We start from the raw sequence: 15,297 nt of genomic DNA, 5'->3' as shown, positions 1-15,297 counted from the left end.
AACGACATTGATTTGGCAACACAATTTTGTGAGTAATCACAGGAGGATATCATGAAGCACTACTGTCCACATTGTAATACTGAACTGATAGAACGCCATCATACACACGTTTGCCCAAGAAACGACATAGGTGAATGCACCTACAACGCTTTCGAGTTGATGGAGCAACACAACGAGCACGTTAAAACCTTGATCGCTCCCCACCCAGATACGCTTGCCTCAGGCCCTACCGATAGAGTTTTCTGATGCCATTCTCTTCAGTTTGATGCTGAAAGCTAAATACTGATAACCATTACACCGAGAAAGCTAGTGAGCCTCCGTTTTCACTAGCTACTCGATGTTTACTAGGAGCACAGTGCAGCAAGATGATGAGCAATGGGATAAATCGAGTACCTGTTACGCAGTCCGCAGCAAGGGAAGAACCGCTTTGGATTTTTGCCATCCTACCAGCGGGGATTCTGGTTGCACTGACTTATTGGTATCAGCCATCAGGATTGAGCTGGACAGTAGAGTGGGTGCCTAGCTTAGGGATCGATCTTAGCTTTAGGCTCACTGGTTTATCTTATCTGTTCGCGGCAATGATCTCTGGTGTCGGCGTAATGGTTCAGCTTTATGCTTATGCTTACTTAAAAGGGGCAAAAGATCGTTGGTTGTTCCACAGCTATCTAACGCTGTTTATGCTCGCCATGTTAGGTGTTGTGGTGAGTGACAACATCCTTCTGTTGTTCGTATTTTGGGAGCTGACCACACTTACTTCCTATCTGCTTATCGGCTTTAACCATGAAAAGGAGCAATCGAGAAAAAATGCACTGCAATCGCTGATCGTTACTGGTGCTGGTGGGCTTGCTTTGCTTGCGGGACTCATCCTATTGGGGCAAGCCGCAGGCAGTTTTCAACTTAGTGTGATCATCTCTGAGCAAGCGGCGATTACACAAGCGCCGATCTACCACGCCTCGATGGTTTTGGTCATGCTCGGCGTATTAACGAAATCTGCTCAGTTTCCATTTCATTTCTGGCTGCCAAATGCGATGGCAGCACCCACGCCAGTCAGTGCCTATTTGCATTCGTCGACCATGGTGAAAGCGGGCGTATTCTTGTTAGCTTTATTGTCACCGGTCTACTCGGAATCAGACGTTTGGTTTTATACCTTAACAACAGTGGGTGGGTTTACCGCTTTATGGTGCGCGCTGCTGGCAGTAAGGCAAACGAACCTCAAACTGATGCTCGCATACAGTACCAATGTCGTGTTGGGCATGCTGGTGCTGCTACTGGGTATTGGTAGCGAACTCGCGTTGGTATCAGCATTTCTGTTGATTATTGCTCATGCTTTTTATAAAGCAGCACTGTTTATGGTCGTGGGTAACATAGATAAAGCGACGGGGACACGAGACATTCGGCTGCTTCGCGGTTTGAAAAGTGTGCTGGTTATATCGTTAATTGCTGCTGCTATTGCTGCATTATCAAAATCTGGTATCCCACCCTTTATGGGGTTCTTGAGCAAGGAGTACATGTACAAGGCGCTACTTGAGGTCAACACATGGATTTTGCTGGTGCTGCTTGTTGTCAACGCACTTATGGTGTCGCTAGCGATGTCGCTCATTTTTAAACCGTTTCTATCTTCAAAACCTCAGGGTTCTCGAGAAAACAGAGTGGCAGTAGCAAAGCCGGTAGAGACGAGTTTCATGCTCTGGATACCGCCAGCCTTACTGGCACTGGGTAGCATCGCTTTACCTGTTTTGGCTCTTGGTTGGCTTAATAGCAATATTGTGGCCCCTGGCGTGCAAACCGTCTCACCCGATCTTCTAGTCGGCGACGTTAAACTATGGCAAGGCATCAACCTTCCTCTGATCCTCAGTGGGCTTACTTTGGGTTTAGGTGTCTTATTTTACAAGTTATCAGGTCGCGTACAAACATGGTGGGATAGGGACGGCGCAACAACGCCCGTGGCTGACACTGTGTTCCATCGATTCATAGCATACTTGGTCGGCGTTGCTAAATGGCAAACTAATCTACTTCAACATAAAAAGCTTGGTGGATACGTGCTTACCTCATTTGCTGTCCTCGCGGTCTTGCTGGTCAGTCATATCTCGCTGGGGAATATTAATTGGTCGTCTGGTTTTGCCGAGCTTCGTTATTTCGAGATCGTCATTGCTGCTGTCATGATTGCCTCAGCACTGCTCTGTATTGTTGCGACCTCTCGTCTTTTAGCAGTCGCGTCATTAGGTGTGATTGGCTTTATGACGACATTGGTTTTTATGCTCTATAGCGCGCCGGATGTAGCCAAAACTCTCTTATTGGTAGAGACGCTGCTGGTGGTCTTCGTCGCACTGTTAATGCGCCATTTACCGTTGTTCTCAACGGTTCCTAAACATCCACGTCGACGTCGAGCACTGCACGCAGTCGTCGCTATTTTCATTGGCTTTGCAGTCACTATGTTGCTAATTACGATCACCTCCCAGCCTATAGATATGAGCTTATCGCAGTTCTTTGCACAGCAAAGTGTGCCTGGTGGTCATGGGCGCAATATTGTGAATGTGATTTTGGTTGATTTTCGTGCCTTCGATACCTTTGGCGAGGTGGTGGTTGTTGTTATCGCGGGGCTATCAGCCGCAAGTCTAGTCAACACAAGCGCTCATAAAAAGAACAAGATCAACTCGCTCATTTTCGCCACCACAGCGCACATTGTCGCAGCGCTTATGCTGGTGTTCTCACTCTATCTGTTGCTGAGAGGTCACAATGCACCGGGAGGCGGCTTTATCGGCGCACTTATCGCCGTTATTGGTCTGTCTCTACTTATGTTTGCTGAATCGCCAAGTTACGTAAGGGAACGTTTGTATTATTCACCGTTTGGCATCGCGATGGTGGGCATTGCAGTGAGTGCTTTGTCTGGCGTAATGAGCTTATTTGTGGGTCTGCCGTACCTCACGGGTTTGTGGTGGAAAGAAGTCGTGCCGCTTGGAACGCCTCTTTTATTTGATGTCGGTATTTACCTGGCGATTATCGGTGGAGTGATGGGGATGCTGCTAAAAGTGAATGAGGAGCTCGACTGATGGAAATATTATGGAGTGGGGTAATAGGTATCTTTGTCGCAGCCGGTATCTACTTGATGTTGGAGCGCCACTATCTGCGAGTTATCTTCGGACTAATACTACTTAGCAGTGCCGTTAACCTAGCAATATTTACTAGCGGTCGACTAACCTTCGGCGTGGCGCCGCTTATCGACGCAAATGACGTATTGCCGCCAGAGGGCTACGCAAACCCATTACCACAAGCCTTAGTTCTGACAGCGATCGTGATTGGATTTGGTTTACTGGTGTTTGCCTTGTTGCTGTTTTACCGCTCCTACCACGAGTCAGGGAGTGCAGATGTTGAGCAGCTAACCCGCTCTGAGGAGGATTCATGACAGAGCTAGGTTTGACGTTACCCGTTGTCATATCACTGCTGACATCGATACTGACATTCTTTGCTCGACGCCATTTGCGTGTTTTGGACTACGTGAGCGGCATCAGCGTCAGCGTCACGTTTTGTATCGCGTTAGCTTTGCTAGTTGGTGTGCTCAATGGTGGTCCTCAAGCCGTAGCATTCGGGCAATGGGCAGCACCTTTTGGAATCGTGTTTGTAGCTGATTTGCTCAGTGCCGCCATGGTTTTAGTGACAGCAATAATAGGGGCCGTCTGTGTCTTCTACGCGATGGCCGATCTTAGAGATAAACCTTCATACGGCATGTACCACGTGCTGATACATGTGTTGCTCGCGGGGGTGTATGGCGCTTTCCTCACCGGAGATATCTTCAACCTCTATGTGTGGTTTGAGGTGATGCTGATAGCCTCATTTGGTCTGATGGTTCTGGATGCTGGAAAAGTTCAGGTTGATGGGGCAGTCAAGTATGTGGTGCTTAATCTGGTCTCTACGTTGGTCTTATTGCTAGCGATAGGCTTATTGTATGGTGCAACTGGCACACTCAATCTGGCAGATTTGCACTCTAAAGCGCAAGCAATACCAACAGAAACCAAGGCTCTGCTTTCAGTGTTGTTCTTGTTCGCGTTTGCCATTAAGTCAGCTTTGTTTCCGCTTTTTTCATGGTTACCTGCGTCCTACCACACTTTGCCGAATGCAGTGGTTGCTTTGTTTGCGGGTTTGCTGACCAAAGTAGGGGTGTACGCACTCATTCGACTGTTTACTTTGGTATTTCCATTGGCGGAGAGTGGATGGCAGCCGTTGCTGATATGGGTAGCGGGTTTAACCATGTTAACAGGCGTGTTGGGAGCTGCCGCTCAGTTCGATATTAAGCGCATCTTATCTTTTCATATCATCAGTCAGATTGGCTACATGATCATGGGGTTGGCTATCTACACGCCGTTAGCGCTAGCGGGGGCGATTTTCTATATCGTTCATCACATCATAGTGAAAGCTAACCTGTTCTTGATTGGTGGATTTGTCGAGCGCCGATATGGCTCCAGCCAACTGTCCAAGCTTGGTGGTGTATACAAGTCAATGCCTCTGCTGGCCTTCTTATTCATTATTCCAGCCTTCTCATTAGCAGGTTTTCCACCTCTGTCTGGTTTCTGGGGCAAGTTTCTGGTCATCAAAGACAGCCTTCATACGGAACACTACATGCTCGCTGCAACCGCTCTAGTGGTGGGGTTGTTGACCATTTTCTCGATGACCAAAATTTGGAGTGAGGCGTTTTGGAAGCCTCAGCCTGAGGAGACGAGATCGGTGGCCTTGCCCAAGGCTGTTCAACTCTTGTATTACACCCCCATTATTATTTTGACGTCAACCAGCTTGGTGATTGGCTTCGCCGCAGAGCCGTTTTTTCAATTCGCCATGGGGGCTGCGAACCAGCTTTTAGTACCAAGTGCCTACGTAGATGCCGTGTTAGGGGGCCGATTATGAGTTACTTCTTGCTTAATTTGTTTCTTGCTTTCGCTTGGATGCTTATTAACGGTAGCTACAGCAGCGGTAACTTTGTTGTTGGATTTATTGTCGGTTTCTTTGCTTTGCGCCTTAGTCAGCCTTTTGGATTAAAAACGAGTTATTTCAAACGCTTTAGGGCGGCGCTATCTCTCTTTGTTTATTTTATTTACGAGATGATAGTGTCGGTTGCAAGGGTTATGTGGGATGTCATTACGCCAACGCACTTAAGTGACCCTGACATTGTTTATGTCCCATTGGATGCCACGAGTGACGTGGAAATAACCTTACTTGCCAATATGGTTTCGTTAACTCCAGGTAGTCTTTGTCTCGATGTTACGGAGGACAAGAAGCATCTTGTGGTTCACGCGATGTTTGCACCTGAGCATGAAGAGGTGATCCAAAGCATTAAACAAGGAATGGAGAGAAGAATATTGGAGGTGACCCGTGGGTGAGTTCGTTCAAATGAGTATCCAGTTTGCCTATGTGGGATTGTTAGTGAGCTTGGTGCTGTCTTTCGTGAGGCTTGCTAAGGGACCAACGTTGGCAGATCGAGTCGTTGCCTTGGACCTTATGGCGTTCATTACCATTGGATTCATTGCCATAGTGACCCTCGATACGATGCAAACGTCGCTACTTGATATTGCGATTACTTTAGGATTGGTCGCTTTTTTTGGGCACAATCGCGTTTGCTCGTTTAATTGTTAAAGACAAACAAGCAGGAGGGTCGTAATGCAAGTGGTTGTCGCGCTACTATTAATATTCGGAACTCTGTTAGTTCTGGTCGCGAGTATTGGCGTTCTGCGCATGCGCGATCTCTATACGCGTATGCATGCTGCAACGAAAGCAGGCACTGTTGGGCTTGCTGCCATACTCTTCTCTGTTGCCTTGTCTATTCATGATCTGACAGTGCTATCACGGGTGATAGGCACTATGGTGTTCATCGTCCTAACTGCACCCGTCGCAGCCCACTTGTTGGGTAAAAGTATGCAGGCCCGCGGCTATAAGATTTGGCGCAATCGCGCAGGCGATGCACCGTCGGTAGAACAAGAGACTAGCGAGAAAGGTGTGAGCTAACCTCTTATCGAATGGCTGTTAATTGCTTGCGCCTTCTGAAGAGTGTGTTAGCTCCAGTAACGCATCAAATCTAGGATTACCATGTAAGCCCTCCAAATCTGGTTCGGTGTTGATCAGCTCACGAATCGAGGGACTTGCTTCAATAGCAAGTTCTAAATCTTCAATAGCTTGTTCTTCCACCCCAAGACGAGAGAATGCGCAAGCACGTTGATACAGTGCAGGGCCGTTTGTAGTATCCAGTTCTAATACTCGATTACATAAGCTCAGTGCCCAGTGATATTCCCTAATTTCCATAGCTGCATCCGCTTTATAGGTGAGTGCTTCGAGGTCTCCGGGTCGAATCGTTAAGATTTCATCGTAGACATCGATACGCTGCTCAGCGGTTGGCATACTCTGAGCCCTCAACCAAAGGTTATGTATCTCATTGATTCGCTCTATCTCTTTGTTGTTCTCGCTGATGATTCTAGTCTTTCGTTTCAGATCTCGTTCTAGCGCACTAAATTTCTTTTCATATTCGCTCGCAATAGCGTCTAGCCTTTTGTCTGCCATTTCTTTCGTGTTGTTCTTAAATTCACGCAACGATTGCCATCCAACAAACGCAATTAAAGAAGCCACACCGGCAATGATGTAGAAAAAGTAGGTGACGGTGACATTCGCGTAGTTTAGTGACTTATCAGCCACTGCTAGTTCTCGGTCAGTAATTTGAACTACCAGTCTTTTCTCCAGCTCTTGTTGGTCTTGTCTTAGCGATTTGAGCTCATCAAGTATGTATCGCTCCATCAGGGGGCGATCAAGCAATTCAGAATCAGAGTATTTTGTGGATTGTGCCAGAGCCGGACCTTGCCATAGAAGCGTTAGCATTATTGTTATCAAGAGTAATTTCATCTCTTCTTCCCGGTTTTGTGTTTAGTTAGTTTTACTATAGTCAGACGTCTGTTTAGTACAAAGCCCACGTGATCGTAACATCTCAAAATTACTTAGACATCTAAGTATTATTTCCAATTTGATAAGTGTGATGCGCGTCACGCTTTTCGTGTTTTAGTTTGATTTTAAGCGCAATAAGGCAGTCATAATGATTATCTAAATGCTTAGTGTACGAAGTGTTTAGTAATCAAAAATATTAGAGTACTAACCAAATTGAGGGCGGGATGCAGTTTACTAACAAGGCTATCAAACAGGGTTTGGTTGATACGGAAACGGATCAAAATGAGCAGCTCTGGCGTTTACAAGCACCAAGTGCCGAGGATGGCTTGAAGATTAACAAGCTGGTGGCACAGACCGAAGCGCTGGATGACAACTCAACGTATTGCAATTTTCTACAGGCAATACATTTCCAAGACACATCGATTGCTGCTTTTTACAAAGGTCGCCTCGCTGGTTTTGTGTCGGGTTATTTGAAACCGAACCAGCCAAGTACGTTGTTCATATGGCAGGTCGTGGTTGATGGCGATTTTCGAGGTCAAGGCGTTGCTAAGAAGATGCTTAGTCGTCTTTTGGAACGCGAGAACCTTCATTCAATCAACGCGATAGAAACCACCATTACGGAAGACAATCTAGCGTCTTGGTCACTGTTTCGTGGGATTGAAAAAGAGAAAGGGGAGCAGGGGAATGTCTCAGTCTTCCTCGATCATGACGTACATTTTGAAGGTCAACACGAAACCGAACATCTCTATCGAATCTTACTTAAAAACACTCACTAAAGGAGATAACTACAGCACTTATTATGGATATTTTTAACAAGCAAGAATCCAACGTTCGCTCATACTCAAACCACTTTCCGGTCATTTTTCACAAAGCTAAAGGTAGTTGGCTTGAAACTGATACGGGTGACAAGTATCTCGACTTTCTCTCTGGCGCAGGTTCATTGAACTATGGGCACAATAATCCAGTGATGAAATTGGCACTGCTTGATTACATCGAAAAAGATGGCCTCACCCATGGTCTTGATCTGCACTCCAACGCGAAAGCAGACTTTTTGCGGGCATTAAAGCAGCACATTATGCAGCCGAGAGGGCTCAATTACAAAGTTCAGTTTACCGGACCGACTGGTACTAATGCCGTCGAGGCAGCCTTAAAACTTGCACGAAATGTAACTGGGCGTAGCAACATTGTGGCATTTACTAATGGTTTCCATGGTTGCACCAGCGGAGCGCTTGCCGCAACAGGCAACCAACACCATCGAAATGGCGCCGGTACAGGGTTAGCCAATGTCACGCGTCTGCCGTTTGAAGGTTACGCTGACATCGATGGGTTAAAACTGCTCAGTACCATGCTCGCCGATAACTCCTCTGGCATGGATAGGCCAGCTGCTGTTTTAGTCGAGACGGTTCAAGGGGAAGGCGGGCTCAACGTTGCATCAGACAAGTGGCTCTCGCGTCTAGGTCAGATATGCAAAGAAAATGATGTACTGCTCATTGTGGACGACATTCAGGCGGGTTGTGGCCGAACCGGTACTTTCTTTAGCTTCGAATCCTCTGGAATAAAGCCTGACATAGTAACGCTATCAAAGTCTCTCTCGGGTTATGGTTTACCGTTGGCGGTTGTGTTGTTGAAACCACACCTCGATATTTGGAAGCCCGGCGAGCACAACGGCACGTTTAGAGGCAATAATCACGCCTTTGTCACGGCGGCCAAAGCGATTGAAACCTATTGGCTTGATGATCAATTTTCACAGCACATCGGCGAACACGCCAAGACCATCGCAAGTTTCATTGATCGATTACTGGAGCGTTTCCCAAACTATGTGAATCAAAGAAAAGGTAAGGGCTTGATGCAGGGTATTGAGTTTCACTCAGAACGTTTTGCAAAAGAGGTGTCCACGGCCTGTTTTGAAGAAGGTTTGGTGATTGAGACTGCCGGTCCAAATGATGAGGTGGTTAAGTTCTTTTGCCCTCTAACCATAACGGCGGAAGAGCTGGAGGATGGGTTAAATCGGTTTGAGTCCGCGTTTAATTCTGTACTTGCCAAGCATTATAAAAATGCATCATAACGGGGGAAATCATGATAGTTAGAACATTAGAGCAGTGTCGTGATAGCGAGAGACGCGTAGCGTCTGAGACTTGGGAAAGTGTGAGGATGATACTCAAAGATGACAACATGGGTTTTTCGTTCCACATCACGTCTATTTACGCGGACACAACCACGCACATTCACTACAAGAATCATCTGGAGTCAGTGTACTGTATTCAAGGTGAGGGAGAAATTGAGATCGTAGGCGGTGAGACTTATCCAATAAAACCGGGAACGCTTTATGTCTTGGATAAACACGATGAGCATTTTCTGAAAGCCAACAAAGGCAAGGAAATGGTCATGGCCTGCGTGTTCAACCCGCCAATTACTGGGAAAGAAACTCATGATGAAAACGGGGTTTACCCACTCGTTGACTAATCGAAGTCATTTCATCTCTATCCCATTAAACAACAAAATAGGCTAATTATGACTACTTATACCGTAGAGAAAATCGGCGGTACATCAATGTCCGCATTTGACACTGTGCTGGACAACATTCTCCTTCGCCCTACGACAGAGGGCTCTCTTTACAATCGGGTTTTCGTCGTGTCTGCGTACGGCGGGCTCACAGATTCCTTACTGGAGTGCAAAAGAACCGGCAAACCCGGAGTTTACTCTTTAGTTGCAAGTGGTGATGAGCGCTGGATTGACGAATTGGATATCGTTGAGCAACGTATGCTGTTGACCAATGACCATATGTTTGCCGACCCGATGGACCGGATGGCAGCAGACAAGTTTATCCGCTCTCGCGTTTCCGAAGCTAGACGTTGTATCACGCATCTACTAGAGGTGTGCCAATATGGTCAGTTTGACCTCAGCAATTATTTACCAGAAATTCGAGAGTTTTTAGCATCGCTCGGTGAAGTTCACAGTGCTTATAATACTGCGCTGAAACTCAAGTCAATGGGCATCAATGCAACGTTCGTCGACTTGTCTCTTTGGGATGCTGAGACCTTGCCGGAAAGCTTAGAACAGGCAATATCGCAAGCGTTTGAGAAAATAGATACAAAAACTGAGTTACCCATTGTCACTGGTTATGCGGCGTCAAAACAAGGTGTGATGTCGTTGTACGACAGAGGCTACAGTGAAATGACGTTTAGTCGCCTTGCTAGCGTCACCAATGCTGATCTGGCTATCATCCATAAAGAATATCATCTGAGTTCAGCGGACCCGAGGGTGGTGGGCGCAGAAAGCGTCAAGCCTGTGGGTGAAACGAACTTCGATGTCGCAGACCAATTGGCATCTCTTGGCATGGAGGCTATTCACCCAAGAGCGGCTGCTGGTCTACGAGAAAGTGGTATTGAACTGCAGATCAAAAACACATTTGATCCTGACCACGATGGTACTCTCATTTCAGAACACTACACCTCAGACGATGAAAGTGTAGAAATTGTCGCAGGAAAAGCCAAGGTTCATGCTTTACAGTTATTCGATCAGAGCCACGCTTGCCATATCGATAAAGTGAGCCTGGATTTGATGACAATCATCGAGCCAATGAGGCTTGAAGTCATTAGCAAAGAAATGACGGCTAACTCGCTGACTTATTATGTAAGCGGTTCTGCTTCAACAATCGATAAGGTTAAGCAGCGGTTAAAAAAGAACTACCCAGAAGCGCAAGTTTCCTGCCGGGTTGTGTCTATGGTGTCGGCTATTGGTACAAAAATAGACTCGACTGAAACGCTATCGATAGGAACAAAAGCGCTCTCAGAGGCTGGTATATCCCCCGTTGCTTTGCATGCTCCGGTGCGTAATGTCAGCGTGCAATATGTTGTTGAAGAAGATGAGTATCAACAAGCGCTCGGTGTGGTTCATCATGCTTTGTGCGAGCCCAAACAAGAATCGCGTGGTCTAAAAGGCGCGGCCTAGTTTTTGGTCGCTAACTTAACCTCTATCGGCTAGGCTTCATGATATCAGAGAGTTTTGACAACTGAACGTTGAATAATCAGCGTATTAGACTGCCCTTAAACACTTGTGGTGAATCATGAAGCCTAGTTTTAACTTTGAAGATGTGAGTCAACTACTTGTTGGCGCTTTCGCCCTTGGTATGCCCATTTCTTTTTCAGAAGAGGCCTGGCACCTAGGGGCAACGCTTCCTGCAATCAACTTGCTAATGATTGTGCTGTTGTCGGTATGCTTTGTTACTTTGTACACCTATGAAGCTGTGTTTCAACGCAATATTGTCGAGCGTAAGCTGGCTTTTATATCTCGTGTGTTTTGGGCTTATGCACTAACCATGGTCGTTGTTGCGTTGATACTGATATGCCTTGATAAGTTACCGATATTGGATGATCCAGCGGTTGCTTTCAAACGAGTCCTTCTGATTTCAATGCCAGCTTCCATGGGTGCGATTGTCGTCGATAGTTTTGATAAAGAGTAGTTTCGATAAAGAATAGTTATCTTCATTATCAGATAGTTTTGACGACTATTTCCATACCTTTGCTCTGGCTGCTCTATAGTTTAAGTATCCTATTAATTTACTCTCAAAAGTCACGATTGATAATCGGTCAAATTAGTTAAGGAGTACTGTATGGCTCGAGTTGAGTTGCTGTCTAACACGACCGCTATCCCATCACGAAAAGTTTTAATCAAAGCATTAAAGCTAGCTGCTGCCACACAAAGCTCAATCTGCATCTTTGCTAAAGACTATCAGCGAAGTGAAGACCACACCTTTCTCGATCTTCTGCTTTCAGAAGACAGACGAAGAAAAAGTCTCAGTGACAGTTATCTACGTTGGAGTGCTCAAGTTCTCGAGAAGGTTGATCTCATTTCCAAAGAAGAGGGTGTAGATTGCAAGCTCGATTTGATTCGGTTAGAGGGGCGGCATTGGGCCAAGCAAATGCTAACGGCGCAATTAAGCTCAGAAAAATTGCCCATTCTCATTGATCGCGCTTCTATTCGTGTAACTTCAGACCTTTTATCTGTACTGGCAAAAGCGAATCGAAATGTCCTTCTACTCACAGACAAAATGTGGGTTCAAAATAGCACGGCGTTGGCGGCCATTGACCCTCTCCATAGAGAAGATAAAGACGCTAAGGTTGATGAAACCGTTGTAGAAACGGGTAGAAGTGTCGCGAAACTACTCAATATGAATATCGAACTCGCGTATTGTCGTTTTGTGGCGGGATACCTCAATGAATACAAGAGTGAAATTCTTGAGAGTCAGAAAAGAGGCGTTGTGGATTTTGTTTCAGATAAAGGCTTTCATCAAATACCGATAGTGTTTGGGCGTGGCAACCCGGAGTTCGCACTCCCAGAGATAGTCAAAGTTCATAAAGCCTCGTTGCTGGTCATGGGGGCATGCAGAAGAGGCAGCGTTTCTCGATTTTTGACGGGGAGTACGGTTGATGTAATGCTAAAAAATCCGCCATGTGACTTACTTTTAGTGACGCATTTCTAATAGAATTAAGCCCAATTTACCGTTTGTTATAAAACGTCTTCTCAACATGATTAGATATATAGTATTGCTTTGCGCGCAGATACTTTATTGGGCTCCCATGTCTGCTTTTAGTGGAAGCTTGGCGTGTCCAACGTCCCACGATGTCTCGAACCAACAATATGAAAGATCGGTGGATTTTTCCAACCTAACGGATTGGGGACGGCACTTCTCTTATGCACATTCCGCAACACTTGTTTCCGAACCGCATAACGAGGAACACAACGTATTGCGAGTAGAAGTTCGAGAAAATGATGCATTTACTACAAGAACGGGTGATGCCTACCGGGCTGAAGTCTATGAGCGCTATAAAGCACCATTTAATACGGGAATGCGCTATCGATTTAGAACACTCATCTCCGAGGAGTGGGAGTTTGACGACGTGCGGGCTCTTATCGCCCAATGGCATGCTACGCCGGATTTACACTTGGGAGAGATAAGTCGAAGCCCTAACTTAGGTATAGAGCTACGGAATGATCGCTTTTTAATTCGAGGACAAACCAGTGACCTCCCTGTGAACTTGCACAACAAAGAGGGTATGACTCGAGTCCGCCATTATTTAAGTGAGCCAATTGAAAAAGATCGTTGGTATCAATTTGATATTAAAGTAATGTGGACACCAAGCACTGAGGGCTACCTTAAAGTCATGATCGACGATGTCATCGTTGTCGATTACGTCGGTCCAACGAGCTACTTGGACTGTGTTGGACCTTACTTTAAGGCGGGTATTTACCGAGACTACACGCCCAATACTTTTGTTATTCTTTTTGATAACTACATTCGAGCGCGCGCTGATAAGTAAATCATTAAACTTACGACTTCGTCTCTGTATTCGTGGGTTCTTCTTTGGGAAGTGGTGCTTGTGGCGTCATCACCTGACTTCTTTCATCAGACGTGAGCTTTACGACGCCTTTTTGCAGAATCAAATTGTTTGGGTAACTAATTTGTTCTCCGCTTTCATGACGGATAAGTACATGAAACATAGTTATATCTATGATTTTTCCTCGAATGTCGGCATCTTTCTCAACTACCTGTATTTTGTCACCAATTCGATACGGAAAAACGAAGAAGATCAGCACGCTAGCAGTCACATTACTCAAAATAGACCATTGAGCGACAAGTGCTACACCTAGTACAGCGAAAATGGACGACAAGAATAGTGCGATGTCACCAAATCCGATTCCCAAAAGTATGAAAAAGAGAGCGCCAAAAACGATAAGAGCGGCGACATTAAACGCTTTTAAGATGAACTGTTTTCGTTGAATCGAAACTTGTTTACTGGTCGCGAGTGTATTGATCCAAGATTGAACCACTTTAACAACTATTTTGTACGCAACAATCAGAATGACAGCGATGGCGAGTTGTTTAACTAAGTCAGACTGTAGCAAGGTTTCAAGCATGTTTACTCTCAGAAAAAGTAGAGCGTTTATTTTATTAGATTAGGCTTTCAATCATATCTCATTCCCTGTGTTGTTGTAATTCACTTTTCATTCCAATGGAGTCTTTTCGTAATACTCATAAGGCTTTTATATCTTAGGTTAGCTTTAAACCTCTTTTAGTGTCATAGCTACGATAAAGGCTGTGAAGCTACTTAATGAGAATAACACTAGAACTGCAGTCATATTCCACTGTGCCATGAGTCCACTAATTATCCCGTATACCAGAAGGAGCACGCCAATGATCGTATTACTTACCGATACATAATCGGTTCGTTTGTTACCTTCCGCCATGTCTACAAGGTACGTTTTGCGACCTAGGCGAACCCCTTGATGTGTGATGGCAAGAAGGAAATAGAGTGTGAGGTACACGACTAATACAATCTTTGACGACAGAGCGGGCTCCAAAACTGTGTGGAACAAGGCTGCGAACAAAAATATGCAAATTGATAAAGTTGCAGTCAGTAGGATTACATAGCGACTGCTTCTATCTGCAAGGAGTCCCCAAAATAAACCACTGACAAGATTGGCAAGTCCAGTCAAAATCACAAAAAGAAGAACACCGGAAAAATCAGTATGAGGCGTTGCAAGTAAAACGATAAATGGGGCGGCCAATCCAGACCCCATCAGCAATGCGCGTACAGTGACAAAGCATTGGAATTGCGTATCGCTTCGCAATAGGTTGAGGTTCTGTATAGCGACTTTGAACCCGTTATTGGCGCCTTCTTTTGCACCAGCATATTCATTTATTAATCCAAAGCTCAGTGCGGCTAATAGCCAGCAAAGGCTCGCTGTCACGAGCATTCCAATAATAAAAGTGAGGGAGGTTTGCTGCAAAGCCAGCAAGCTGCCTGTGATAAACAAAGTCACTATGCCCGAAAGGCTGGCACTCAGTCCGCTCAGGCGACCGCGTCGTGCTTTGGGTATGGTTTTTCCAAGTACATCTTTGCTAGCAATAGAGCATAGCCCACGGCTTAGCGAAAAGAAGACGAGTAGGACAGTGATAGTCCAGCCGAGTTGAGCTCCTTCAAGTTGCACAGCGGAAATAGCCATTAAGGCGACCATGGTACCCTGGAATAAAGAGCCAATGACAAAAAATTGCTTGCGTTGCTGACATTGTCGAACGATGCCACCGAGCAACAGTTGTGGGATCAGTGAGCCAGATTCTCGAATAGGAACCAAGAGCGCTGTGAAGAAAGCTGGAGCGCCAGCTGAGGCAAGAAGCCACGGTAGAACAACTTTGCTGCTACTAAATGAATCTGCTAGCTTTGTGCTGAACTGAGCAAATAAGATTTTTAGAAAATTACCAGGCACCTCTCGACAAGCTTGATCCGAAATGCCGCTACATGCTCTCGCATCCTCTTCGTTCGAGAGTCGCTCGTAGAGTGTCGTACTATTTAGTTTCATTTTTTCCTCCCAAGACATTGG

The 15,297-nt window shown here is 45.7% G+C and carries 16 protein-coding genes and 1 pseudogene; 14 read left to right on the top strand and 3 right to left on the bottom strand.

Annotated elements, in window-relative coordinates:
- The first annotated feature begins 51 nt into the window (after positions 1-51).
- The 7 genes and pseudogenes from AC6I8U_RS17230 (at position 52) to mnhG (ending at position 5,991) form a co-directional block, all read left to right on the top strand.
- Positions 52-246, top strand: coding sequence for a hypothetical protein (locus AC6I8U_RS17230; RefSeq protein ID WP_498019045.1), 195 nt, complete (start codon positions 52-54; stop codon positions 244-246).
- A gap of 221 nt (positions 247-467) precedes the next feature.
- A complete protein-coding gene (gene mbhE / locus AC6I8U_RS17225) occupies positions 468-3,050 on the top strand; it encodes a hydrogen gas-evolving membrane-bound hydrogenase subunit E (RefSeq protein WP_498019671.1) in 2,583 nt (860 codons plus the stop codon).
- Positions 3,050-3,403, top strand: coding sequence for a Na+/H+ antiporter subunit C (locus AC6I8U_RS17220; RefSeq protein WP_042470305.1), 354 nt, complete (start codon positions 3,050-3,052; stop codon positions 3,401-3,403). The genes mbhE and AC6I8U_RS17220 overlap by 1 nt, the downstream gene beginning before the upstream one ends.
- Complete coding sequence (locus AC6I8U_RS17215) at positions 3,400-4,896, top strand: proton-conducting transporter transmembrane domain-containing protein (RefSeq protein ID WP_498019044.1); 1,497 nt, start codon at positions 3,400-3,402, stop codon at positions 4,894-4,896. The genes AC6I8U_RS17220 and AC6I8U_RS17215 overlap by 4 nt, the downstream gene beginning before the upstream one ends.
- Positions 4,893-5,369, top strand: a complete 477-nt coding sequence (locus tag AC6I8U_RS17210; protein WP_498019043.1) for a Na+/H+ antiporter subunit E — start codon at positions 4,893-4,895, stop codon at positions 5,367-5,369. The genes AC6I8U_RS17215 and AC6I8U_RS17210 overlap by 4 nt, the downstream gene beginning before the upstream one ends.
- Positions 5,370-5,379: 10 nt before the next feature.
- Positions 5,380-5,647 (top strand): annotated as a pseudogene (locus AC6I8U_RS17205) (monovalent cation/H+ antiporter complex subunit F).
- Positions 5,647-5,991 (top strand): monovalent cation/H(+) antiporter subunit G, encoded by a 345-nt coding sequence (gene mnhG, locus AC6I8U_RS17200; RefSeq protein ID WP_498019042.1) that lies wholly within the window; start codon positions 5,647-5,649, stop codon positions 5,989-5,991. The pseudogene AC6I8U_RS17205 and the gene mnhG overlap by 1 nt, the downstream one beginning before the upstream one ends.
- A gap of 18 nt (positions 5,992-6,009) precedes the next feature.
- Here the strand turns inward: mnhG and AC6I8U_RS17195 are convergent, their stop codons facing one another.
- Positions 6,010-6,876, bottom strand: coding sequence for a TPR end-of-group domain-containing protein (locus AC6I8U_RS17195; protein ID WP_498019041.1), 867 nt, complete (start codon positions 6,874-6,876; stop codon positions 6,010-6,012).
- A gap of 263 nt (positions 6,877-7,139) precedes the next feature.
- Between AC6I8U_RS17195 and ectA the strand changes: the two genes are divergently transcribed.
- The 7 genes from ectA (at position 7,140) to AC6I8U_RS17160 (ending at position 13,235) form a co-directional block, all read left to right on the top strand.
- The gene (ectA, locus tag AC6I8U_RS17190) at positions 7,140-7,691 is read left to right on the top strand and encodes a diaminobutyrate acetyltransferase (protein ID WP_498019040.1); all 552 of its coding nucleotides are present in this window, start codon (positions 7,140-7,142) and stop codon (positions 7,689-7,691) included.
- A gap of 23 nt (positions 7,692-7,714) precedes the next feature.
- Positions 7,715-8,980, top strand: a complete 1,266-nt coding sequence (ectB, locus tag AC6I8U_RS17185; protein WP_498019039.1) for a diaminobutyrate--2-oxoglutarate transaminase — start codon at positions 7,715-7,717, stop codon at positions 8,978-8,980.
- 11 nt (positions 8,981-8,991) lie between these two features.
- Entirely contained in the window at positions 8,992-9,378 is a 387-nt protein-coding gene (locus tag AC6I8U_RS17180; RefSeq protein WP_498019038.1) for an ectoine synthase, read from the top strand.
- A gap of 48 nt (positions 9,379-9,426) precedes the next feature.
- The gene (locus tag AC6I8U_RS17175) at positions 9,427-10,866 is read left to right on the top strand and encodes an aspartate kinase (RefSeq protein WP_498019037.1); all 1,440 of its coding nucleotides are present in this window, start codon (positions 9,427-9,429) and stop codon (positions 10,864-10,866) included.
- Between the two features lie 115 nt (positions 10,867-10,981).
- Complete coding sequence (locus AC6I8U_RS17170) at positions 10,982-11,377, top strand: DUF2391 family protein (protein WP_498019036.1); 396 nt, start codon at positions 10,982-10,984, stop codon at positions 11,375-11,377.
- A 150-nt stretch (positions 11,378-11,527) separates the two neighbouring features.
- Positions 11,528-12,397: a universal stress protein gene (locus AC6I8U_RS17165; RefSeq protein ID WP_498019035.1), complete on the top strand. Its 870-nt coding sequence runs from the start codon at positions 11,528-11,530 to the stop codon at positions 12,395-12,397.
- A 97-nt stretch (positions 12,398-12,494) separates the two neighbouring features.
- Positions 12,495-13,235, top strand: coding sequence for a polysaccharide lyase family 20 protein (locus tag AC6I8U_RS17160; protein WP_498019034.1), 741 nt, complete (start codon positions 12,495-12,497; stop codon positions 13,233-13,235).
- A 10-nt stretch (positions 13,236-13,245) separates the two neighbouring features.
- Here AC6I8U_RS17160 and AC6I8U_RS17155 read toward each other — a convergent pair whose 3' ends face one another.
- Both AC6I8U_RS17155 and AC6I8U_RS17150 read right to left on the bottom strand, forming a co-directional pair.
- Complete coding sequence (locus AC6I8U_RS17155; RefSeq protein ID WP_498019033.1) at positions 13,246-13,833, bottom strand: mechanosensitive ion channel domain-containing protein; 588 nt, start codon at positions 13,831-13,833, stop codon at positions 13,246-13,248.
- Positions 13,834-13,977: 144 nt separating this feature from the next.
- Complete coding sequence (locus tag AC6I8U_RS17150; protein ID WP_498019032.1) at positions 13,978-15,276, bottom strand: MFS transporter; 1,299 nt, start codon at positions 15,274-15,276, stop codon at positions 13,978-13,980.
- Positions 15,277-15,297 lie beyond the last annotated feature (21 nt).

It is taken from the genome of Vibrio sp. KUL80 (assembly GCF_059725495.1).
Note: the sequence above shows the minus strand (reverse complement) of the source record. Positions and strands in the feature narration are given on the sequence as shown.

Coding starts and splice junctions, on each gene's coding strand:
- AC6I8U_RS17160 (WP_498019034.1), top strand. CDS start 12,495: ATGTCTGCTTTTAGTGGAAGCTTGGCGTGTCCAACGTCCCACGATGTC.
- AC6I8U_RS17175 (WP_498019037.1), top strand. CDS start 9,427: ATGACTACTTATACCGTAGAGAAAATCGGCGGTACATCAATGTCCGCA.
- mnhG (WP_498019042.1), top strand. CDS start 5,647: ATGCAAGTGGTTGTCGCGCTACTATTAATATTCGGAACTCTGTTAGTT.
- ectA (WP_498019040.1), top strand. CDS start 7,140: ATGCAGTTTACTAACAAGGCTATCAAACAGGGTTTGGTTGATACGGAA.
- AC6I8U_RS17215 (WP_498019044.1), top strand. CDS start 3,400: ATGACAGAGCTAGGTTTGACGTTACCCGTTGTCATATCACTGCTGACA.
- AC6I8U_RS17195 (WP_498019041.1), bottom strand. CDS start 6,876: ATGAAATTACTCTTGATAACAATAATGCTAACGCTTCTATGGCAAGGT.
- AC6I8U_RS17170 (WP_498019036.1), top strand. CDS start 10,982: ATGAAGCCTAGTTTTAACTTTGAAGATGTGAGTCAACTACTTGTTGGC.
- AC6I8U_RS17230 (WP_498019045.1), top strand. CDS start 52: ATGAAGCACTACTGTCCACATTGTAATACTGAACTGATAGAACGCCAT.
- ectB (WP_498019039.1), top strand. CDS start 7,715: ATGGATATTTTTAACAAGCAAGAATCCAACGTTCGCTCATACTCAAAC.
- AC6I8U_RS17165 (WP_498019035.1), top strand. CDS start 11,528: ATGGCTCGAGTTGAGTTGCTGTCTAACACGACCGCTATCCCATCACGA.
- AC6I8U_RS17220 (WP_042470305.1), top strand. CDS start 3,050: ATGGAAATATTATGGAGTGGGGTAATAGGTATCTTTGTCGCAGCCGGT.
- AC6I8U_RS17180 (WP_498019038.1), top strand. CDS start 8,992: ATGATAGTTAGAACATTAGAGCAGTGTCGTGATAGCGAGAGACGCGTA.
- AC6I8U_RS17150 (WP_498019032.1), bottom strand. CDS start 15,276: ATGAAACTAAATAGTACGACACTCTACGAGCGACTCTCGAACGAAGAG.
- AC6I8U_RS17210 (WP_498019043.1), top strand. CDS start 4,893: ATGAGTTACTTCTTGCTTAATTTGTTTCTTGCTTTCGCTTGGATGCTT.
- AC6I8U_RS17155 (WP_498019033.1), bottom strand. CDS start 13,833: ATGCTTGAAACCTTGCTACAGTCTGACTTAGTTAAACAACTCGCCATC.